Source organism: Pseudomonas mandelii (assembly GCF_006438925.1).
GTDB lineage: Bacteria > Pseudomonadota > Gammaproteobacteria > Pseudomonadales > Pseudomonadaceae > Aquipseudomonas > Aquipseudomonas mandelii_C.
Window position 1 is genome coordinate 1 of record NZ_RCZA01000007.1, and the last position, 20,763, is coordinate 20,763.

Here is a 20,763-nt window from a genome sequence, read left to right on the forward strand (position 1 = left end):
GTTGTTGGAGGCGCGCAAGGTGCCGGCGTTGTTCAGGTCTTTGCCGGCGATCAGGGTTACGTCGCTGCCCTGGATCAGGGCGCCGTTGGCGGCCAGGCGGTTGTTGGCGTTGGCCAGATACAGCACCGGCACCAGCACTTGTTCGCCGTTCACTTCGGCGTTTTCCATCCAGACAATGTCGTGGGTCAGGGCCGCGACTTGCTCGGAGGTCAGGCTGACGCCGAGCGACAGGTTGAGTTCCTGCTTGCTGGCGATGGCGTTGTTCATCAGGTATTTGAACAGGCCTTCGTCGCTGGTCTGGCCATCGATGAAGCGCTGGCCGGTGCGAGCCACTACCGCTTGCTGAATCAGGCGTTGTTCATAAAGGCCATCGCCCAGGCGCTTGGCACTTTGGTCGGGGTCGTAACCCAGGTTCGACAACAGGTAATCCGAGCTCATGAATTGCTTGAGGTTGGTGAGGACCGGGTTGGTTTCGATCAGGTATTTCTGGGGTTTGGACTGGCCGCTGTTGGCCGGCACCCCTTGGACACGATTGACGGTAAAGGCTGTGGAACGACCCGGCAGTGCCGAGCCGGTTGAATTGGCCGTCGGTGTGCTGACATCGATCGCGCTGGCACCGACGCCCACGTTCAACGCCTGATGATCCGCCGGGTTCAGGTCAACGCTGCTGGCCGAGGCCTGAGTGTTGCTGCCCAGTAGAATGTTACGTGGCTGGGTGCTGGGCAGCGATTGTTGACGCTGGGTCGGGGTGACGCTGCCGCCGCCCATGGTCCAGCTTTGCGGAGCACTGGCCACTGGCATGCTGCTGTCTTGGCCGCTCAGGCGGAACAGGCCGTTCTGCCCGGTGGGCAGGCTGAAGCCAGGTAAGGTCAGCGGGTTGACTTGCTGCTGGGCCAGGTTGGGCGGCAGTTGCTGATTGACGGTGATGCGGGTGGAGAACTGGCTGCCCGAAGCGTTGGTGCCGGTGCGCGGACCACTGCCCACGTAGGTGTAGCCAGGGCGTACGACGCTGTTGTCGATGTTGTTCTGGGCGTTGATGTTGACCGCACCCGCAGCCTGGATCACGGCGGCGTAACTTTGGTCGCTGGACGAGATTTTTGTGGTCGTGCCGAACTGAGGCAGCTCAGCTTCGGTCATGCCAATAAAGTTGGCCATTCCGGCCTCAAGACCGCCCAAATCGTTGGGGGTATAGCTGGCGCTTTCGTACCAGTACTGGTCGGTGAAATTACCGGCCGCGGTGTACAACCCGCCTGCGTTGCGGGTTCGTTCGTAAGCGACCCATAAACCACACATGGCAAAAAACCGATGTGTGCATTTAGCGCGAGATAGTCGGGGAACAGTTCCACGGCAGCAAGGCTTCGAAGTCTTCTACCGAAGTAGCTTGTGGCAGGCGTTCAAGTACGTGGCGCAGCCACGTATAGGGCTCTTGGCCGTTGGCTTTGGCAGTTTCGACCAGGCTATAGATCTGCGCACTGGCCGTCGCGCCCTTGGGCGTGTCGCTGAACATCCAATTTTTGCGACCAATCACAAAGGGTTTTACCGCTCGCTCGGCCTTGTTGTTATCGNGTAAGCGACCCATAAACCACACATGGCAAAAAACCGATGTGTGCATTTAGCGCGAGATAGTCGGGGAACAGTTCCACGGCAGCAAGGCTTCGAAGTCTTCTACCGAAGTAGCTTGTGGCAGGCGTTCAAGTACGTGGCGCAGCCACGTATAGGGCTCTTGGCCGTTGGCTTTGGCAGTTTCGACCAGGCTATAGATCTGCGCACTGGCCGTCGCGCCCTTGGGCGTGTCGCTGAACATCCAATTTTTGCGACCAATCACAAAGGGTTTTACCGCTCGCTCGGCCTTGTTGTTATCGATGGGCAAGAAGCCGGCCTCGGTGTAACGCTCAAGCTTGCTCCAGTTGCTGGCCAGATAACCGACGGCCTTGCCCAAAGCACTTTGCGTCGTCACCTGGGGATGGGTTTTCTCCAGCCAGCTTTTCAGTTCTGCGAGTACCGGCAGGCCTTTTTCCTGTCGAGCGCTAAAGCGCTGGCCATCGCTGGCTTCTTTGAACTCGCGCTCGATGCCGTAGAGTTTGTTGATCAGGTTCAGCGCGATGTCGGCTCGCCCGGTCTTACCCTTGGGCTGCACTTTTTGCGCATCGACGAACTTACGGCGCGCATGTGCCCAGCAGCCCAAACGCTCGACACCTGGCTGCGCGCCCAGGGCGTTATAGCCGGCGTAATCGTCGGTCATCAGGTAGCCGCGATAATCGGCAAGCAGGCGCAGCGGCACCTCCTGCGCTCGGCTGGTGGTGTAGTCAAACAGGACAACCGGGCGCTCAAGCGGGCCGCTGGCTTGGACCCACATCCAAGACTGGCTGGTCGGATCTCGATCCGGTTCCTTCAGCACTTGTACCCGCGTTTCGTCGCAGTGGATCACCGGACTTTCCAGCAATCGGTCGCGCATCAAATTCAGCAACGGTTGCAAGTGTTCGCCGCACTGGATCACCCAGCGCGCCAAGGTTTGGCGGGGGATATCGACGCCGTGTCGGCCAAGTACTTTTTCGAACCGATACAGTGGCAAACCGTCGACGTATTTGGTGGTCAGCAGCATCGCCAGGACGCTGGGACTGGCCATGCTCTTTTCGATCAGTTGTGCCGGTTTGTCAGCAGTGACCGGTGCCGTTTCACAACCACGGCAAGCGTAGACCTTGCGGATGTGTTTGATGACGCGGATCTGCATCGGCACGATTTCCAGCTGTTCGCTGGTTTCTTCGCCGATGACGTGTTTGCGGCAACCGCAAAGGCAAGTCAGTTCGTGTTCGGGCAGTTCGTGGATGACTTCAATGCGCGGCAGGTCGGCGGATAGCGGTTTGCGTTTACCGCGGCGCTGGGTCGGGGCAACGACTTCTTCGTCTTCAGCAATACCTTCTTCCAGCATGGCAACGCTTTCGGCTTCGTTGAACAGCGCCAATTGCGGTGTCTCAGCGTCGACCGTCTGCTCGGATTTGCGGCCAAATAAACGGTCACGTAGCAACTTGATCTGTTCTTTCAGATCAACAATCTGGCCCTTGTCCAACTGACGCTCACTGAGCATCTGCACAAGCATTTGCTTGAGCAGAACAGGATCATCAGGGAGCATTTCGGGCATCAAATTCATGCCCGGATTATATCCGATCAGGCGACGAATCGAGGGGTTAAAACTTGATGTGGGCGGTTGCGCCAGAGGTCGAAGCCGTCCAGTAACCAGTTCAACTCTTGCACGCTCAGCACGATAGCTTCATCGCTGAGCTCAGGCGATGTTTTGAAACGTTCGGACTCCAGGCGCTTGAGCCAAAGGCAAAAGCCGTTGCGCTCCCAATAGAGGATTTTTACTCGATTACGGTGGCGATTCAGAAAAACGAAAAGCACGGGATCGAACACCGCGACCTTGATATCCAATTCGACGAGGGCGGACAGGCCGTCGATGGATTTTCGGAAGTCCACGGGTTTGGGGTACAGATAAACTTTTTCGACTTTGGCGTCGGGACGCATCATGGTTGCGGGCTCCTGAAAGAGATCAAGAGCACAGCATCAGGCTTCAACTGGCGGCTTTGAATGTGGGTACGGTGGATCGCTTACNGGCGCTTGAGCCAAAGGCAAAAGCCGTTGCGCTCCCAATAGAGGATTTTTACTCGATTACGGTGGCGATTCAGAAAAACGAAAAGCACGGGATCGAACACCGCGACCTTGATATCCAATTCGACGAGGGCGGACAGGCCGTCGATGGATTTTCGGAAGTCCACGGGTTTGGGGTACAGATAAACTTTTTCGACTTTGGCGTCGGGACGCATCATGGTTGCGGGCTCCTGAAAGAGATCAAGAGCACAGCATCAGGCTTCAACTGGCGGCTTTGAATGTGGGTACGGTGGATCGCTTACCTTTCATCGATGAATGGGAACCTTTGGTCAGTCATCCACATATCAGGGTTCAGACCATGCTGTGGACTGTACGGAACTGACTAATCAGACGTGGCTGGCCTCTCAGCACGCCCACGTTTGCCCCAGCGTCTCCAGACCGGCCTTTTGCAGATCCTGCGCGCTCATCACAATACGGAACTTGCAGCTGGCGTTGAAGTTTAGAAAAAAGGGCTCCGCCAAGGCGGGGATGTCGGAGGGGTCTTGTACGTCGACCACAAAAATCCCACCACGCATGCCATCTTGCTCGGTAAAGTACGCCGCCTCCGGTTTGATGCTGTTCAGGATGCGCTCAATAACCTCGCCCACCTTCCCAGCTTTGACAAGGGTGTTGAAGGGTTCATTAGGGCACTCGACCATCAGTAACATCTTCATCATTCGATCCTCTGTTCAACATGCAACCCTGTAGTGTCATCAAGAATAGCGAAGCCTGAGCTAACCCTCGTGCCAGGTTACGGGCGGTCATGAAACATGGCGATTTCGGGCTGCTAAAAGCGCTAGCCCAAGGATTATCCTGGCCGGATCGACTTCAGGCTTGTCACACTAACAATTGGGCCAAAACGGTCAATTTCACTCCATTTCGTCTACCCTCACAATGCGCCATGCAGCAACCCGCTTGCCCCTTGGCGTATCGACATTGTTGCCTTAATGCACCGGAGATTTTTCATGCTCAACCGTACCCTGGCATTGGCTGTCGGCTTGACGCTGTCTTTTTGCACCCTGTTGGCGCAGGCCGCCGACACCCTGAAAGTCAGTGCGATTCCCGATGAAGCCCCGACCGAACTGCTCCGCAAGTTCAAGCCACTGGGCACCTACCTGGAACAAAAATTGGGCATGAAAGTCGAGTTCGTTCCCGTGAGTGACTATCCGGCCGTGGTCGAGGCACTGGCCACCGACCGAATCGATATGGCCTGGCTGGGCGGCTTCACGTTCGTGCAGGCCCGCCTGAAAACCGGCAATGCCATTCCGCTGGTACAGCGCGAACAGGACGCCCAGTTCACCAGCAAATTCATCACCGCCGACCCGGCCGTCAAGTCACTCGCTGATCTCAAGGGCAAGACCTTCGCCTTCGGTTCGGTGTCCTCCACGTCGGGCAGTCTCATGCCGCGTTATTTCATGCTGAAGGACGGCATCAAGCCGGAAACATACTTCAGTCGCGTGGGCTATTCCGGCGCCCATGACGCCACTGTCGCCTGGGTCCAGGCCGGTAAGGTGGACGCCGGGGTACTGAACGCCAGCGTGTGGGAAAAACTGGTCGCCGCCGGCAAGGTCGACACCACCAAGGTCAGAGTGTTTGAGACCACCCCGGCCTACTTCGACTACAACTGGACCGTGCGCGGGACCCTCGACCCGGCGCTGGCGGCCAAGATCAAGGCAGCCTTTCTGGCGCTCGATCCGGCGAACCCGAAGGACAAGGAGATTCTGGATCTGCAGGCTGCCAGCCGATTCATCGAAACCAAACCCGAGAACTACAAGGGCATCGAGGAAGCAGCACGCGCCGCCGATCTGCTCAAATGACGTTGCACCTGACCCAGGTCAGCCTTACCCACGCCAACGGCGTCGAGGCGTTGCGTGGGGTGGACCTGCACATCGGCGCCAGCGAACAAGTCGCCATCATCGGCCCGTCCGGCGCTGGCAAGTCGAGCCTGCTCAACCTGCTGGCCACCGCCCTGCGACCGGACAACGGTGAGCTACAGGTGCTCGGCAAGCGCGCCTGGCAACTGTCTGCCCGTCAGCGTCAGCGTCTTCGCGCGCGCATCGGCCTGATCCATCAAGCGCCCCCGCTGCCACCGCGCCAGCGCGTGGTCACTGCGGTTCTGGCTGGAAAGTTGGGTCAGTGGGGGCTGGGCAAAAGTCTGCTGAACTTGTTGCGTCCGGTGGATATTCCGGGCGCACGTGCGGCGCTGGCCAGGCTGGACCTCAGCGACAAGTTGTTCGCGCATTGCCAGCAACTGTCCGGTGGACAGCTACAGCGCGTGGGCATTGCCCGCGTGTTGTATCAAGCGCCCGAGGTGTTGCTGGCCGATGAGCCGGTCTCGGCCATGGACCCGGTGTTGGCCGAGCACACGCTGTCGGTACTCTGCCGCCATGCCCGGCAGCACAACGTCACCCTGGTCGCCAGCCTGCATGCGGTGGAGCTGGCCCTGGCGCACTTTTCGCGCATCATCGGCTTGCGTGATGGACAGATCCTGTTCGACCTTGCGGCCAGCGAAGTCGACCGCGAGCTGCTCGACAAGCTCTACGCCAACGAACAACTGCAATCCCCACCGATTACTCCGGCGCCCTTGAGTGTGCAGATTCCCCGATGCTGACCCGTGATACCCGAGACCCGGCTACCCTGCCCCGCCTGCTGCTCATCTTGCTGGCCCTGGCCTTGCTGTGGCCGGGTATTCACTTCAGCGAGTTGGACCTCAGTGTTCTGGTGGCGAGTGACAGTCAGAGCGAGATGGGCCGGTTTGTCTCAGCCTTCTGGCCACCGGCCCATGGCGAGGAATTCATTGAGCTGTTAGTGCAAGCCACTCTGCAGACCCTGGCCATCGCCACGGCCGGCATGGCCCTGGCGTTGCTGTTGGCCGTCCCCGCCAGCCTGCTGGCCAGTCGTGCTCTGTCGCTGTCTGCTGCCTCCCGAGCCGGCCACCCAAGCTATTGGGGCCAATTGCTGCGTTGGCCGGTCCGCGGTTTACTGATCTTCCTGCGTAGCGTGCCGGAAATCGTCTGGGCGCTTTTGTTCGTGCGCGCCGTCGGCCTCGGCCCGACGGCCGGAGTGCTGGCCATTGCCATTACCTACAGCGGGATGTTGGGCAAGGTCTACGCGGAAATTTTCGAGTCGGTCGACCAGCGCCCGGCCCACGCACTGCTGCAGGCTGGCAGCGGTCGGCTCGCAGCCTTTTTCTACGGGATTCTGCCCAATGTCGCTGCGGAACTGCTGTCGTACACGGTGTACCGCTGGGAGTGCGCAATCCGCGCCTCGGTGGTGATGGGTTTCGTCGGTGCCGGCGGTCTGGGCCAGCAAATGGACCTGTCGTTGCGCATGTTCGCCGGCGGAGAAGTGGCCAGTTTGTTACTGACGTTTCTCGTCCTGGTACTGCTCGCCGATCAACTCAGCCGCCTGCTGCGCTGGAGGTTGGCATGAATCGCCTGATCAATCTGGTGCTGCTCCTGTGTATCGGCGCAGCGGTGGTCGCCTCGTTCATCTACCTGGGCATCGACCTCGGCGAGCTCGGTGGCAGCGGTAACCTGAAGCAGATGGGCGCTTATGCGCAGCGTTTTCTCAGCCCGGACCTGAGCGCAGGCCATCTGCAAGCCATCGGCCACGGCGCCTTGGAAACCCTGGCCATGTCCGCCCTCGGCACCCTGCTCGCGGCGGTACTCGGCCTGTTTTTGGCATTGCCCGCGGCCGGGCGTTTCGGCTGGCCTTTGCAAAGCGCGTCGCGTCTGGTGCTCAACGCTTTGCGCGCGGTTCCGGAACTGGTGTGGGCGGCGCTGATGGTCCTGGCCGCCGGGCTCGGCCCCAATGCCGGCACCCTGGCCTTGGCCTTGCACACCACCGGCGTGCTCGGCCGGCTGTTCGCCGAAGCACTGGAAAACACCCCACCCGAACCGGCCGAAGCCATCCGCCTGCAGGGTGGCAATGCCGTTTGGGCTTTCTGTTACGGATCACTGCCCAACCTGTTGCCACAACTACTGGCCTACATCCTGTACCGCTGGGAAAACAATATCCGCATGGCCAGTGTGCTCGGCTTCGTCGGTGCCGGTGGTTTGGGGCAAATGCTCTATGTCAGCCTAAGCCTGTTCCAGGAAGCTCAAGCCAGCACGGTCATTCTGGCGATGCTGTTGCTGGTATTTGCTGTCGACACATTGAGCAGTTGGAGCCGTCAACGCTGGGTCAAGGCCTGACGGCTTCGCAGAACCGGATGGCAAAGCGTTGATCCAGACTAAGCCTCACGCTACGGTTCGCGCAGCGCGCACTTTCGCATATCGCGAGAGCCCGATCTTGATGCCAACCAGGATGGGGGCGGCGATTACAAAAAGCAGGGCAACAGCGATGAACGCTGTGTCGAAGGCAATCACAGTGGCCTGACCTGACACGACCCGGCCCAGGAGGCTCACCGCTGCCCGGCCAGCGGCCGCTGCATCCATCCCCTTCCCCATCAGCATGGCTGTCGTGGTCGTCAGCCGTTCGATGACCGCAACTCCTCCCGGGGTGACATTGGCGCCGAGGACCACGGCATTGGCGAAGACGTTATGGTCGATCAGTGTCTGGAGCCCTGCGACGCCCATAAGACCGCCCAACTGGCGCCCCGTATTGAAGAGACCTATTCCGCAGGCGAGGTTTCGGCTGTTGAGGTCGCTGAAAGCGATCAGCGTGATCGATAGAAACAGGAAGCCAAGACCCAGACCGCGCAACAGGATGGCTGCCATCATGTCGTCCGTGCCGCTTTCGCTGGTCGAACCGGACAGCATCCACATCGCAACCATGATCATCAGGATTCCAAAGGGCACGGTAGCGACCGGCGGAACGCGGCGGACCTGCATGAGATAAGCCGATATGAGCAGTCCGCCGATAAAAAACCCACCACTGGGCAACAGGAGCAGGCCGGCATCGGTAGGCGTGAACGCGAGGACCGACAGGGCGAACGCCGGGATCAGAAACGCGCTGCCGAACAAGGCGGCGCCGGCGACAAAACTGACGATAAAGGCGAAGCAAAAATCGCTCGATTTGAACAGGGTGAAGTCGAACAGACCTTGGCCCTTGGCCAACACTTGATGACCGAGAAATCCCAGCAGCGCAGCTGTGCCGATCACGCTCAGCCAGAGGATGCGTGGCTCTTCGAACCAGTCCCATCGGCTGCCCTGGCTGAGAACGTAGGTGAAGCAGAACAGCGTGGCAGAGATCAGCGCGAAGCCGACCCAGTCGAATGGACGGTGCCGGGCCGTGGCTGACATCGGGCCATCTGCGATCAGCAGAAATCCGGTCGCCGCCAGGGCCACCGGAACAACGCTGAAGAAAATCCATGTCCAGGACTGGCTATCGATCAACCACCCTTGAAGTGCCGGAGCGAGCGTCGCGGACGCGACAACGGCGCCCATGGCAAACAGGGCTTGAAGGATGGGTTGGCGAGATCGCGCAAAGGCGCGAAATATGATTGTCTGCCCCCCGACCAGCAGGGTGCCGCCAGCGAAGCCCTGAACAATTCGAAGCGCGATCAGCAGGTCCAGCCGAGCCGTGATGGCAGCAATGCCGCATGCCGTGCCCATGACCAGGGTTGAGCCGATGATCACATGACGCGGATTAAAACGCGTCAGCAGCCAAGGCGCGGTCATGAACCCGATCAGCTTGAGCGCGGTGTAGCCGATATCCAGCCAGGCAAACTCATCCGGCGTTGCATAGGTGTCGCCGATGATGTCGCCGCGTCCGAGCGACAGGACGGTGCTGGCGATCGCTTCCGTCAGCGTGGCAAGCACGATGCCCACCATGAGCAACACACCGGACGTAGTACGGGTGTTGCTCCGCGTCGCGCAGGCATCCGCGCTCATGATCCCTCCCCGTGCGCAACCTCGACACGGGCGGACAGGCCCGGCACGATGCGGCCCGGCAACGGGTTGTGGACAAGCCGGATCTTCACCGGAACGCGCTGCACGACACGCACAAAGTTGCCGGTCGCGTTGTCGGTGGGGAGCAAGCTGAATGCCGACCCGCTACCCGGTGCAAAGCTGTCGACCACGCCTTCAAGTGCCCCGCTGGGGTAGCCGTCGACCGTGATGCGCACACGCTGACCGGGGCGAATTTGTTCGAGCTGGGTTTCCTTGAAATTCGCCACAACCCATACGTTGTTGACCGGCACGATATCGAGCAAGGCAACGCCCGTCGTAACAAAGCGGCCGATGCGGACCTGACGATTACCGACCACGCCATCAACCGGCGCACGTACCACGGTGCTGTCGAGATCGATCTGGGCGAGATCGCGTGCGGCCTGCGCCTGCGTCACCGCAGCAACGGCAGCTTCGCGCTGCGCCAGGAGGACGGCGATGCGTTGCTGTTGCGCCTCGACCGTTGCGGAAGCGCCGGACACCGTCGCCTCGGCTCTCAATCGCGCCGCATCGCTTTCATCGACGAGGGCTTGACTGACCGCGTTGCTGAGAATGAGTTTGCGGCTGGCCGGCTTGCCCGAGTGACCGCGGCCGATTGCAGCGTTAAAATCCGACGGTTTGGTTCACATTTTTGAGGATGACCACGGTATGTCCAGGCTCGACATCTCCCTGCAAGACACCGCCGCACCTGAAGGTGTTTGTTACGGTTGCGGCAGCAGCAATCCGCACGGGCTTCACATCAAGAGCGTCTGGCATGAGGACGGCGTGCATGTCATGGCCGAACACGTGCCTGATGCCAAGTATTGCGGCTGGCCGGATCTGGTTTACGGCGGGCTGATAGCGATGCTGGTTGATTGCCATTCAAACTGGACGGCGATGGCTTATCACTACCGTATGGAACACCGCGAAGTCGGAAGCCTCCCACGCATCAATTGCGTCACTGGCAACCTTGGCATCAAATTCATCAAACCGACCCCGATGGGTGTACCGCTGACCCTGCGTGCGAAAGTCGACGGTGAAGTCGGACGCAAAACTCGCGTCATCTGTGAGGTCTATGCGGGGGATGTGCTCACGGCTATTGGAGACTCCGTTTTTGTTCGCGTAGATACCGAGCAACTGGCAGCCGTTGCTCATAGTCGGTAGGTTGCCTCCACCCAAGCACCAAGGACAGAGGTTCAAATGGACAGCACACCGGTAGAGTTTGAAAAGCGTTACGCAATGAGCTTTCAGGGTGTCTAGAAAATCCGGGGCGATTCACTCCCAGTTGTAGGTGGATTCACGACGTGGGTTGTCTCGTGCGAGTTGACCCCACGTGCGTTCCTAGTCTTTGTTGCCAACCTTGTTCTGGGCAGTCTCCTTGCCCGCGACGTTCAACTGCGACGGTTCGAGCTTGACGGTGAGTTTGTGCAGCGAGCCGTTGAACGCGAACGGCACCTGGTAATCCTTGTCATCGACGGGGGTACCGGTGTCGGAGCCGACGTCGAAACTTTCATCCACGCCGAAGACGAATGGAACGCTGTTGGGGATCGTACGGCTCGCCACTTGTTTGCCGTCCACCGAGAGCACGCCGGTACCGCCTTTGCCGAACCCCGGACCAGCGTATTTAAAATCGAAGCTGATGCCATGCTTTCCGGGAGTAAGTGCCTCAGTCCCTTCCCAACGGAATTGCGCCACACCCTCAAGGTTGTAGCTGAAAACCGGCTTGCCTTTCAGGAGGTAGAGGGCATAACCACCAAAGCGGCCGCCGTCCGTCACCAGCACGCCGTCGCCGCCGTTTTGCGGAACGGTGACGTCAGCGGAGATGACGTAGGATTTGTTCAATATGTTGGGCTCGTTGCCCGGAAGAATGCCGGTGACTGGCGACAAGTAATTGAACTCGGTGCGTCCGGCCACGATGCTCGGGCGCTGCGCAACCACGCGGGTGAAACCGGAGGCGTCGAGCGGTAACACTTGGTACTTGTTCGCTTCCACCCAGAACAAATCCTGGAGTTCCTTGAGTTTGGCAGGGTTGGCTGCTGCGACATCGTCGTTCTGCGTCCAGTCCTTGCTAATGTCGTACAGCTCCCATTTGACGCCATTGACGATGTCCTTGGGTGGCTGCGAGGTGATGTCCCAAGGTGCGCGATAAGGCGTCGTCGATGCCATCCAGCCCTCGTGGTAGAGCGCGCGCAGGCCGAACATTTCGAAATACTGGGTGGTGCGCGTGGACGGCTTGTCGGTATTCGGCTTGTCGAAGAGGTAAGCCATGCTCGTGCCTTCGATGGGTTTTTGCGCAATGCCATCTACCTGGAGCGGCGCGTCAATCCCGGTGGCTTCGAGGATCGTCGGCTCGATGTCAATGACGTGGTGAAACTGGTTTCGGATGCCGCCGGCATCCTTGATCCGGTCCGGCCAGGAAATGGCCATGCCCTGGCGCGTGCCACCAAAATGTGACGCCACTTGCTTGGTCCACTTGAAGGGGGTGTCCATGGCCCAGGTCCAGCCCACGGCCATATGCGGATAGGTCTGATCCGAACCCCAGGCGTCGAGGTATTTCATCTGGTCGGCCACCGGCACGTTGATGCCGTTGAAGGTGGTCATCTCGTTGGGGGTGCCATTGGGTGTGCCTTCTGCGCTACCGCCGTTGTCGCCGCTGATGTAGATAACCAGCGTGTTATCGAGCTTGCCGATATCCTCGACCGCCTGGATCACCCGGCCGATTTCATGGTCGGTGTACGCAAGATAGGCCGCATAGACCTCCATCTGGTGGGCGTACAGTTGCTTCTCGTCCGCCGGCAGTTCGTCCCATTTCTTCAGTGAGTCCGGCCACGGCGTGAGCTTGGCTTCCTGCGGGATGACGCCGAGGCGCTTTTGATTGGTGAAGATCTGCTCGCGCGCAGCGTTCCAGCCCATGTCGAACTTGCCCTTGAATTTGTCGATCCATTCGGGCGTCGGGTGATGCGGCGCGTGGGTGCCGCCGGGCGCGTAATAAAGAAAGAACGGCTTCTTCGGATCGAGCGCGTTCAATTCATTGACGTAACCGACGGCATCATCTGCCATCGCGGTAATCAGGTTCCAACCCGGTTTGCCGACGTAAGGATGGATCGGCGTGGTGTTGCGCATCAGATTGCCCGGTTGCCACTGATTGGTTTCGCCCCCCATGAACCCGAAGAAGTAATCAAAGCCCATGCCGATGGGCCATTGGTCGAACGGGCCGGCCTGGCTGATCTGGAAAGACGGGGTGTTGTGGTTTTTGCCAAACCACGACGTTGCATAGCCATTGTCCTTGAGGATTTTGCCAACGGTCACCTTGTCCTTGGTGATGACGCTGTTGTAGCCGGGATACCCCGTTGAAATTTCCGTGATGACGCCGAAGCCGACGGAATGGTGATTGCGTCCGGTAATCAAGGCCGCCCGCGTCGGCGAGCACAGCGCCGTCGAATTGAACTGCGTGAAGCGCAATCCAGCTGCCGCAACGCGATCCATGGTCGGCGTCGGGATGAGGCCGCCGAACGTACTGGGCGCACCGAAGCCGACGTCATCGGTGATGATCAACAAGATATTCGGCGCGTCTTTGGGCGGTACGACGGTCGGGGACCAGTAGGGCGTCGAGGTCGTGGCGTCGAGGTTGATAACGCCGCCGAATGCTGCGGGAGGGTTGGGGAGATATCTGCCGTCGATGGTCGTGGTCGCGCTCGGTGACCCAGGCGTCCCGTAAACTTGCGGAGTCGCTGCGTCGGCGGACGAAAGCACAAGCATGGCAAATGCCAGCCCTGCACCGACTTGCGTGTGCAGTCTTGAAGGTCGATCCCAGTGTGCATTGGCCATGGCCAGCTCCCGTAATCCCCACACCCCAGGCTCTGGAGTGTAGAACCACTTTTCTTTCTCGCCAGCCAATTCAGCGCCCGGATCATAACCTGAGTGGTCGTTGACAATAGAGTCGTGGCGCCTATAACTGATCCTGATACCAGGAAGGCTCAGCAATGGTAATGGTCGCAGCCTGAAACAAGGGGAGCGCAAATGCTTATCAGGAAACGGCGCTTGGGCATCGCGTTAGTCGCAGTCGGGATAGTGTCTGCCAGCCTGGCTTTTGCTGTGTATCAGCACCTTCGCGGTCCAGAACCGTTGACACTGGGTGATGGAAAAAATGGCCCCCCGGAGATGGTCTGGCTGCCTGCTGGCGAATTTTTGATGGGCAGCGATCATAAGCAGGCACGGCCCAATGAGGGGCCGGCCCACAAGGTTCGACTCGACGGCTATTGGATCGACCGCTACGACGTCACCAATGCCGATTTCGCCCGTTTCATTTCTGAAACGCATTACGTCACCACCGCCGAACGCAAACCTGAATGGGACGATCTGAAAGTGCAGTTGCCGCCGGGTACTGCTGAGCCGGACGACAGCCTCATGGTGCCTGGGGCCTTGGTTTTCGTGGGCACAGACAGACCCATTCCACTGAATGATTTCAGTCAGTGGTGGGCATTTGTCCCGGGCGCTGACTGGCGCCACCCGTTGGGCCCTGACAGTACAATCGAGGGCAAGGAAACCCATCCAGTTGTTCAGGTTTCACGCGAGGATGCACAGGCGTATGCAGCGTGGGCTCATAAGCGCCTGCCGACCGAGGCCGAATGGGAGTACGCCGCGAGAGGCGGCCTGGAACAGGCGAACTATGCGTGGGGAAATGATTTTTCGCCGGATGGCGAAAAGATGGCCAACACCTGGGATGAGGTGCAACCGTTTCCCGTGTCCGGGGCCAGCAACAAATTCAAAATCGGCACCAAACCGGTAGGCAGTTACAGACCCAACGCTTATGGGCTGTACGACATGTCCGGAAACGTTTGGCAGTGGGTCGCCGATTGGTATCGTGTTGATGCGTTCAGAGTAGGGCTCAAGCGTCAGTCGGCGGGTGAAGTGGTGTTTAACCCAGTGGGTCCATCCGACAGCTATGACCCGGATCTCGGGGTAACGGCCAATGCACCGCAACGTGTGATTCGAGGGGGCTCTTTTCTGTGTAGCGACAGCTACTGCACGAGCTTTCGAACCAGTGCCAGGCAGGGCGCAGATCCAATGAATTCCATGTCACATCTCGGATTTCGCCTGGCGATGAGCAATGACCAATGGGAAAAGAATCGCTGATTGCAATATGCACGCGGGTGCCATGCTTTGCAGTCAAGAAAATAGCCTGCCTCAGGATCGGGTTTCGTTCTTCGAGCGTGTATCGCACGAAGATTTATCTGTTGGGTTCATTAGGGGTGTGCCTCTCCTTTCGAATCGACAGATGCATGGTTGAGTTCCTTCACTGGCTATCCGGCCAGAAGCGGGCATGGCAGGTTGGGCGCTGAAATCGCACTACACTCCACCCGTTCAACAAACGATTTGTACGCGCCGCTCGCAACGCGGTTCGAACGGGCTGCAGTCCATGGCCGGCGCACTACTCGCATGCGGCGCGAGCCTTCCTCACGACGGCAGGAATTCCAAGGTGCAGCGATGCGCAATTTTTTCTCATGAACCATATCGCTATCGGACTCATCGCCTTCGTCGCTATCTTCGGCGGCGCTCTTATTGGCGTCTTTGCTGCGCGAGCTCTGCCCGAGCATCACCTCAGCAATGAGTCGCGCAATGCAATCTCCGTTTCAGCGGCGATTGTCGGCACGCTTTCGGCCTTGGTAATCGGCCTGATGATCTCGACGGCGAACAGTTCGTTCTCGACACGGTCGAGTGAAGTATCCAGGATCGCCGTCGACATCGTCCGCATTAACCGAGTGTTGCTGCGTTACGGACCAGAGGCGGAGGATGCCCGCGTTGAGCTGCGCAACTACGCGAGGGCGAAAATGCAGGAGTTGTTCCCGGCGGCAGGGGAACCATCACAGTCAAGCGAAGCGACTGTCGAGATGATGGAGGCGACACAAGAATCGATTCTATTGCTTGTTCCGACGGACCCAAGACAGCGCTGGCTACGCACGCAGGCTCTTACGCTTTCAGACGATGTTTTACAGGCGCGCTGGCTACTGGCGGAACAGCGTGCCAGCAACATTCCGATGCCGTTCCTGATCCTGCTGATCTTTTGGCTTAGCCTGGTTTTCGCCAGCTTCGGTTTGTTCGCACCTCGCAATGCCACGACTATCGCCGTTTTCTGCCTCTGTTCGATTGCGGTTTCAGGAGGCATCACGATGATACTGGAGCTGGACTCACCCTTCTCCGGCCTCGTCCATGTCTCCGGTGAGCCGATGCGCCAAGCGCTGGCCGAGATCATCCGTTGATCAATTAGTCAGGCTGTGTGAAAACGCATGCGCCGTTTTGAAGTCTGCGTTGCTACGTAAAATCTGCTGGCGTTTGGTTAATCAGCCAGGCCTGAAATTTGCGTAGGCGCGCGTTTTTTGTTCCGGTTCTGACTGTAAAACCTGCTCCCCGCGGTTCTGGCTGAGCGGTAGAGCCGACGACAGGAGGATCATTGCCGGCGTCGATAGTCACCATCACCTCAATGAAGTTCTCATAAAAAATCCGCGGCGTAACATCAGCCCCATACCAAACAACTACACCCCGGAGCACACCATCATGAAACGCCAAATCCTTCTCAGCATCGCTTTCTCGGTTTTTGCAGTTAACGCTTTCGCCGCTACCTCTGCTCACCCGGTTGTCGCTGAAGGCGGCTCGGATCGTCTGATTGAAAGTCGTGTGGCTGAGGGTGGTTCGGATCGTTTGATTGAAAATCGTGTGGCCGAAGGTGGCTCCGATCGTCTGATCGAAAACCGCGTCGCTGAAGGTGGCTCCGACCGTCTGATCGAAAACCGCGTCGCTGAAGGTGGTTCGGATCGTCTGATCGAAAACCGCGTCGCCGAAGGTGGTTCGGATCGCCTGATCGAAAACCGCGTCGCTGAAGGTGGCTCCGACCTTCTGATCGAAAACCGCGTCGCTGAAGGTGGTTCGGATCGTCTGATCGAAAGCCGCGCTGCATAAATGAATAGCATTACCGAAGCACTCAACGAAAAGCCCGGCCTGACAAGCCGGGCTTTTTCGTGCACAAAATAAATCGATCCCTGCTTAATGCCTCCGCCACACCTGTGATACATAACACCTGATTGTGAGTCCCGTACCCGATGAGGTTTACCGATGCCCCGTTCCCCACATTTACCGCAACTGCTGATCTGCGCCGTCGTCGGTTTACTCGCCAGCAGCGCACAGGCCAGTGTGCCCCCCCCGGTACCCGATAGCTTGCAACCGCTGCTGGTGACGTTGAACGAACGTCTGAGCATTGCTGATCTTGTGGCGCTGACCAAGTGGGACAGTGGCAAACCGATCCAGGACAGTGCCCGGGAAGCGCAAGTCATCGCCAACGCCAGGAAGCTGGCCGTTGAGCGCAAACTGGACCCGAACGAAGTAGCCGAATTGATCGCCGCCCAGATTGAAGCCAACAAGCTGGTGCAGTACGGGCTGGTGGCCCAATGGCGAGCGGCTGGCAAGGCGCCTGACACGCCGCGACCAGACCTCGCCAATCAAATCCGGCCACAGCTTGATGAGCTGCAAAACCGCCTGTTGCAGCAATACGCCGCCTTCGCGCCCTATCGCAATGACCCGGAATGCGCGAACTGGCTAGCCAAAGAACGATCCAGCCTGATCAAGGACGGCCTGCATGGTCAGGCACTGATACGCGCCACCGGGGAGCTGTGTGTCGCTGATCAGTGACTGAGTAGCTTTAAAGCGGTCTCTGAAAAGAAGCCCGGCCCGATCAGCCGGGCTTTTTTTTGTGAGCTACTTTTAGTGCATCCGCAGGGTCGCAAGTCGATCCTGGCGGCACTATTGAATGTCACACGGCAAACCATCGGAGTTGAAATGTCTGAACTGAAATTGCATCCAAAAGCCGCAGAATCCCTGAACCACTGGCACGACATGATCAGCAAGGGTGACTTGAGCGCCTTGCCCGGTTTGTTGGACCCACAGGCGATATTCCGCTCCCCGATGGCTCACACGCCTTACTCGGGTGCGGCCGTGGTATCGATGATTCTCAACACGGTCATCGAAGTATTTGAGGATTTTGTCTACCACCGGAAACTGTCGACCGCAGACGGCCTGAATGTCGTCCTGGAGTTCAGCGCCAACGTCGGCGGGAAAGCGTTAAAGGGCATCGACATGATCCGATTCAACGAACAAGGAAAAATCGTTGAGTTTGAAGTGATGGTCCGTCCCTTGAGTGGCCTGCAAGCCTTGGGCGAGCAAATGGGACAACGCCTTGGCGCTTACCTGGCGGCCAGCAAAGCTTGAAGACGTTGCATCGCCTTGGCGATGCCTCTGCTCCCGGCTTGGTGTTAAATAGAGCGCGTAAAGCAGCGCAACGAGAACACCGATGAATACCCTTTTTGAGATTAATGATGTCCCTGAGCCCAACATTCAGCGTGATGGAAACATTCATCGCGTCGCCCATCAGCAGACGGTGGTAACAGCATGATCGAGGTCACCGAAGTTTCCATTGCCGAACTGCGTGCTGCGCTCGAATCTGGTCGAACCACTGCGGTTGAGCTGGTCCAGGCCTATCTCGCCAGGATCGATGCCTACGACGGACCCGACACGCCGACCGCCCTCAACGCGGTGGTGGTTCGAAACCCCGAGGCGCTCGACGAGGCGCAGGCGTCCGATGCCCGTCGGGCCAAGGGCGAGACGCTGGGTCCGCTCGATGGCATTCCCTATACGGCCAAGGACAGTTACCTGGTAAAGGGGCTCACCGCTGCCTCTGGCAGTCCCGCCTTCGCGAACCTGATCGCTTATCGCGATGCGTTCACGATCGAACGGCTTCGCGCTGCTGGCGCGATCTGCCTGGGCAAAACCAACATGCCGCCCATGGCAAACGGCGGCATGCAGCGCGGGGTCTACGGCCGGGCGGAGAGCCCGTACAACGCTGACTATCTCACCGCCCCCTTCGCCTCGGGTTCATCGAACGGCGCCGGTACGGCAACTGCCGCCAGCTTCGCGGCATTCGGCCTCGCGGAAGAAACCTGGTCGAGCGGACGCGGCCCTGCATCGAACAATGGTTTGTGTGCCTATACACCTTCGCGCGGGGTAATCTCGGTGCGCGGCAACTGGCCGTTGACGCCGACGATGGACGTTGTCGTGCCGTTTGCCAGAACCATGGCCGACCTGCTCGAAGTGCTCGACGTGGTGGTGGCGGATGATCCCGACACCCGTGGCGATCTGTGGCGGATGCAACCCTGGGTGCCGATTCCGAGCGTCGCTTCGGTGCGCCCCGCTTCCTATGCCGAGTTGGCGGTGAAGTCCGATGCACTGGCTGGAAAACGCTTTGGCGTTCCGCGCATGTACATCAACGCGGATCCGGATGCCGGCACGAGCGATGCGCCTGGCATCGGTGGTCCGACGGGGCAGCGAATCGTCACCCGCCCTTCCGTGATCGGGCTCTGGGCAGAGGCGCGCAAGGCACTCGAAGCTGCCGGTGCGGAAGTGATCGAAGTCGATTTCCCGCTGGTCTCCAATTGCGAAGGTGATCGCCCTGGTGCGCCGACCGTATTTACGCGGGGCCTGGTGTCCAAAGAGTTCCTGCATCATGAGTTGTGGGACCTGTCGGCCTGGGCGTTCGATGATTTTCTGCGGGCCAATGGCGATCCCAAGTTGAACTGCCTGGCCGATGTCGACGGACCGCTGATTTTCCCCCACGACCCGGGCACTCTCCCCAACCGGGAGGACGACCTTGCCGCGGGCATGGACGAGTACGTGAAGATGGCCGAGCGCGGCATTACCCCGTGGGACCAGATCACCACCGTTCCTGACGGACTGCGCGGACTTGAACAGACGCGTCGAATCGATCTTGAGGACTGGATGGATCGGTTGGGGCTCGATGCGGTGCTGTTCCCGACGGTTGCCGACGTGGGGCCGGCGAATGCCGATGTCGATCCGAGGTCTGCGGATATCGCGTGGAGCAACGGCATCTGGGTCGCCAACGGCAACCTCGCCATCCGGCACCTGGGCGTTCCCACAGTCACGGTGCCGATGGGCGTCATGCCGGACATCGGCATGCCCGTCGGGCTGACATTTGCCGGTCGTGCCTATGACGATTCGACGCTGCTGCGCCTGGCTTCAGCGTTCGAGTCGATCGGGTCAAAACGATTGATCCCGCCTCGAACCCCATCCTTGCCGGTTGGCAAACAATAGAAAGAGCGGGATTGGGGCTTTACACGCTCCAATCCCGTCCAGTGGTTGAACGTCTGACGGGAATCTTGCGGGCGATGTCCACAAAGGGCGTGACGATCAGGCTATAGAGCGTCAGGTAACGGTCGTGGTCCTGTTTGCCGGTGCCAAACTGAATAGGCTCGGGCGTCGAGTGTGTGACGTAGAGCGTACCGAACATCCAGTCCCAGAGTGACAGGTTGATACCGAAGTTCTTGTTGAAGTGTCGGGGCGCGTCACTGTGGTGAATCTGGTGCTGCGCCGGGCTGTTCAGCACATGCTCGACCACGGGCCCGAAAGAAAACCAGACATGGCTGTGACGCAAATTGGCCGCCAAGGCATTGAGGATCAAGACCATATACGTCACGCCGAACAAGGTGTACCGGCTGATCTCCCCGCCACAGGCGTACCAGAAGACACCGGCAAAAGCGCCGAGGAAGACGGTGTCAGTCAGTTTTTCGAGCATTTTTTCCACAAAGTGAATCCGGCTTGCCGTCGCCGGCACCAGGACGGGCGCGGAATGATGGACTTTGTGGAACGCCCACAGATACCGGGAATGAAAGGCGCGATGGCCCCAGTAATGGATGAAGTCTTGCACCAGAAACACGCCCATCCCGTAGAGCAAGGAAAGTGAGAGGTTCTCCCCCACCTGCGCGCGCGCCCCAAAGATTGTTGAAAAACGAGATGTAGTCGCCGGAACGCAGGACGTACGGATCGACCAGGCCAACAATGGGCAGCACCAGTGCGACCTTCAGGATGGCCCGCACGAAGTAGTACCGGTAATCCAGCAACGCCGAGGGATGAAAATGAACCCGGTGTCCGCCGATGAACTGCCAGAAAGAACGTGCGTCGGTCAGCCCGCGATATGTTCTGAAGCGGTAAAGGCCGTAGGCGATGCTGTAGGACACGCAGAGAAACACGATGCTGAAGCGGCCGTTCAGATCGAAAATGCCAAGAACCTGATCCGTGACTGGCTCGATCACCCACTTCATCAGGCCGTCATATAGAAGCGCGAGAACATCCATTAACGGCTCCCCTCCGTCAAAGGGAGGGGATTGTAATTCAGATCGTAATCAGC

The 20,763-nt window shown here is 59.0% G+C and carries 17 protein-coding genes and 4 pseudogenes; 11 read left to right on the plus strand and 10 right to left on the minus strand.

Going from position 1 to position 20,763, the window contains the following annotated elements:
• The 6 genes and pseudogenes from EAH74_RS16815 to EAH74_RS16845 all read right to left on the minus strand — a co-directional run.
• A pseudogene (locus tag EAH74_RS16815) lies at positions 1-1,269 on the minus strand (hemagglutinin); the annotation flags it as partial.
• Positions 1,270-1,315: 46 nt separating this feature from the next.
• Positions 1,316-1,564 (minus strand): annotated as a pseudogene (locus tag EAH74_RS16820) (transposase domain-containing protein); the annotation flags it as partial.
• Between the two features lie 48 nt (positions 1,565-1,612).
• Positions 1,613-3,148, minus strand: coding sequence for an IS66 family transposase (tnpC, locus tag EAH74_RS16825; RefSeq protein ID WP_140679914.1), 1,536 nt, complete (start codon positions 3,146-3,148; stop codon positions 1,613-1,615).
• A 17-nt stretch (positions 3,149-3,165) separates the two neighbouring features.
• Positions 3,166-3,525 (minus strand): IS66 family insertion sequence element accessory protein TnpB, encoded by a 360-nt coding sequence (gene tnpB / locus EAH74_RS16830; RefSeq protein ID WP_076962084.1) that lies wholly within the window; start codon positions 3,523-3,525, stop codon positions 3,166-3,168.
• A gap of 80 nt (positions 3,526-3,605) precedes the next feature.
• Complete coding sequence (tnpB, locus tag EAH74_RS16835) at positions 3,606-3,824, minus strand: IS66 family insertion sequence element accessory protein TnpB (RefSeq protein ID WP_240050523.1); 219 nt, start codon at positions 3,822-3,824, stop codon at positions 3,606-3,608.
• A gap of 186 nt (positions 3,825-4,010) precedes the next feature.
• Positions 4,011-4,319: a panthothenate synthetase gene (locus EAH74_RS16845; protein ID WP_140679916.1), complete on the minus strand. Its 309-nt coding sequence runs from the start codon at positions 4,317-4,319 to the stop codon at positions 4,011-4,013.
• A gap of 291 nt (positions 4,320-4,610) precedes the next feature.
• Here EAH74_RS16845 and EAH74_RS16850 point away from each other — a divergent pair, with 291 nt between their 5' ends.
• Genes EAH74_RS16850 through phnE form a run of 4 tightly spaced genes read left to right on the plus strand, consistent with a single transcriptional unit; the run spans position 4,611 to position 7,841 of the window.
• The gene (locus EAH74_RS16850; protein WP_140679918.1) at positions 4,611-5,462 is read left to right on the plus strand and encodes a putative selenate ABC transporter substrate-binding protein; all 852 of its coding nucleotides are present in this window, start codon (positions 4,611-4,613) and stop codon (positions 5,460-5,462) included.
• Positions 5,459-6,256 carry a phosphonate ABC transporter ATP-binding protein gene (locus EAH74_RS16855; RefSeq protein ID WP_140679920.1) on the plus strand — a complete coding sequence of 266 codons (798 nt, stop codon included), beginning with the start codon at positions 5,459-5,461 and terminating at the stop codon, positions 6,254-6,256. Before EAH74_RS16850 ends, EAH74_RS16855 begins: the two co-directional genes overlap by 4 nt.
• Positions 6,250-7,077 (plus strand): PhnE/PtxC family ABC transporter permease, encoded by an 828-nt coding sequence (locus EAH74_RS16860; RefSeq protein ID WP_123366384.1) that lies wholly within the window; start codon positions 6,250-6,252, stop codon positions 7,075-7,077. The genes EAH74_RS16855 and EAH74_RS16860 overlap by 7 nt, the downstream gene beginning before the upstream one ends.
• Positions 7,074-7,841 carry a phosphonate ABC transporter, permease protein PhnE gene (gene phnE, locus EAH74_RS16865; RefSeq protein ID WP_140679922.1) on the plus strand — a complete coding sequence of 256 codons (768 nt, stop codon included), beginning with the start codon at positions 7,074-7,076 and terminating at the stop codon, positions 7,839-7,841. The genes EAH74_RS16860 and phnE overlap by 4 nt, the downstream gene beginning before the upstream one ends.
• A gap of 45 nt (positions 7,842-7,886) precedes the next feature.
• On the opposite strand, the gene EAH74_RS16870 is transcribed toward phnE, so the two are convergent.
• Together EAH74_RS16870 and EAH74_RS16875 are read right to left on the minus strand one after the other, a co-directional pair.
• Positions 7,887-9,482 (minus strand): MFS transporter, encoded by a 1,596-nt coding sequence (locus tag EAH74_RS16870; protein WP_140679923.1) that lies wholly within the window; start codon positions 9,480-9,482, stop codon positions 7,887-7,889.
• Positions 9,479-10,102 (minus strand): annotated as a pseudogene (locus EAH74_RS16875) (HlyD family secretion protein); the annotation flags it as partial. The gene EAH74_RS16870 and the pseudogene EAH74_RS16875, both read right to left, overlap by 4 nt.
• A gap of 82 nt (positions 10,103-10,184) precedes the next feature.
• On the opposite strand from EAH74_RS16875, the gene EAH74_RS16880 reads away from it, so the two are divergent.
• Entirely contained in the window at positions 10,185-10,679 is a 495-nt protein-coding gene (locus tag EAH74_RS16880; RefSeq protein WP_140679924.1) for a PaaI family thioesterase, read from the plus strand.
• A 177-nt stretch (positions 10,680-10,856) separates the two neighbouring features.
• Here the strand turns inward: EAH74_RS16880 and EAH74_RS16885 are convergent, their stop codons facing one another.
• A complete protein-coding gene (locus tag EAH74_RS16885; protein ID WP_205012919.1) occupies positions 10,857-13,343 on the minus strand; it encodes an arylsulfatase in 2,487 nt (828 codons plus the stop codon).
• A 213-nt stretch (positions 13,344-13,556) separates the two neighbouring features.
• Here EAH74_RS16885 and EAH74_RS16890 point away from each other — a divergent pair, with 213 nt between their 5' ends.
• The 6 genes from EAH74_RS16890 to EAH74_RS16915 all read left to right on the plus strand — a co-directional run bounded on the left by EAH74_RS16890 (position 13,557) and on the right by EAH74_RS16915 (position 19,670).
• Positions 13,557-14,651: a formylglycine-generating enzyme family protein gene (locus EAH74_RS16890; protein ID WP_205012920.1), complete on the plus strand. Its 1,095-nt coding sequence runs from the start codon at positions 13,557-13,559 to the stop codon at positions 14,649-14,651.
• Positions 14,652-15,019: 368 nt separating this feature from the next.
• A complete protein-coding gene (locus EAH74_RS16895) occupies positions 15,020-15,775 on the plus strand; it encodes a hypothetical protein (RefSeq protein ID WP_140679927.1) in 756 nt (251 codons plus the stop codon).
• 295 nt (positions 15,776-16,070) lie between these two features.
• Entirely contained in the window at positions 16,071-16,472 is a 402-nt protein-coding gene (locus EAH74_RS16900; protein WP_140679929.1) for a hypothetical protein, read from the plus strand.
• Between the two features lie 153 nt (positions 16,473-16,625).
• On the plus strand, positions 16,626-17,198 hold the full coding sequence (locus EAH74_RS16905) for a chorismate mutase (RefSeq protein WP_140679931.1): 573 nt from the start codon (positions 16,626-16,628) through the stop codon (positions 17,196-17,198).
• A 147-nt stretch (positions 17,199-17,345) separates the two neighbouring features.
• Positions 17,346-17,774, plus strand: coding sequence for a nuclear transport factor 2 family protein (locus EAH74_RS16910; protein WP_140679933.1), 429 nt, complete (start codon positions 17,346-17,348; stop codon positions 17,772-17,774).
• Positions 17,775-17,954: 180 nt separating this feature from the next.
• Positions 17,955-19,670, plus strand: a complete 1,716-nt coding sequence (locus tag EAH74_RS16915) for an amidase (RefSeq protein ID WP_140679935.1) — start codon at positions 17,955-17,957, stop codon at positions 19,668-19,670.
• Positions 19,671-19,689: 19 nt separating this feature from the next.
• On the opposite strand, the pseudogene EAH74_RS16920 reads toward EAH74_RS16915, so the two are convergent.
• Positions 19,690-20,710 (minus strand): annotated as a pseudogene (locus EAH74_RS16920) (sterol desaturase family protein).
• Positions 20,711-20,763: the final 53 nt, after the last annotated feature.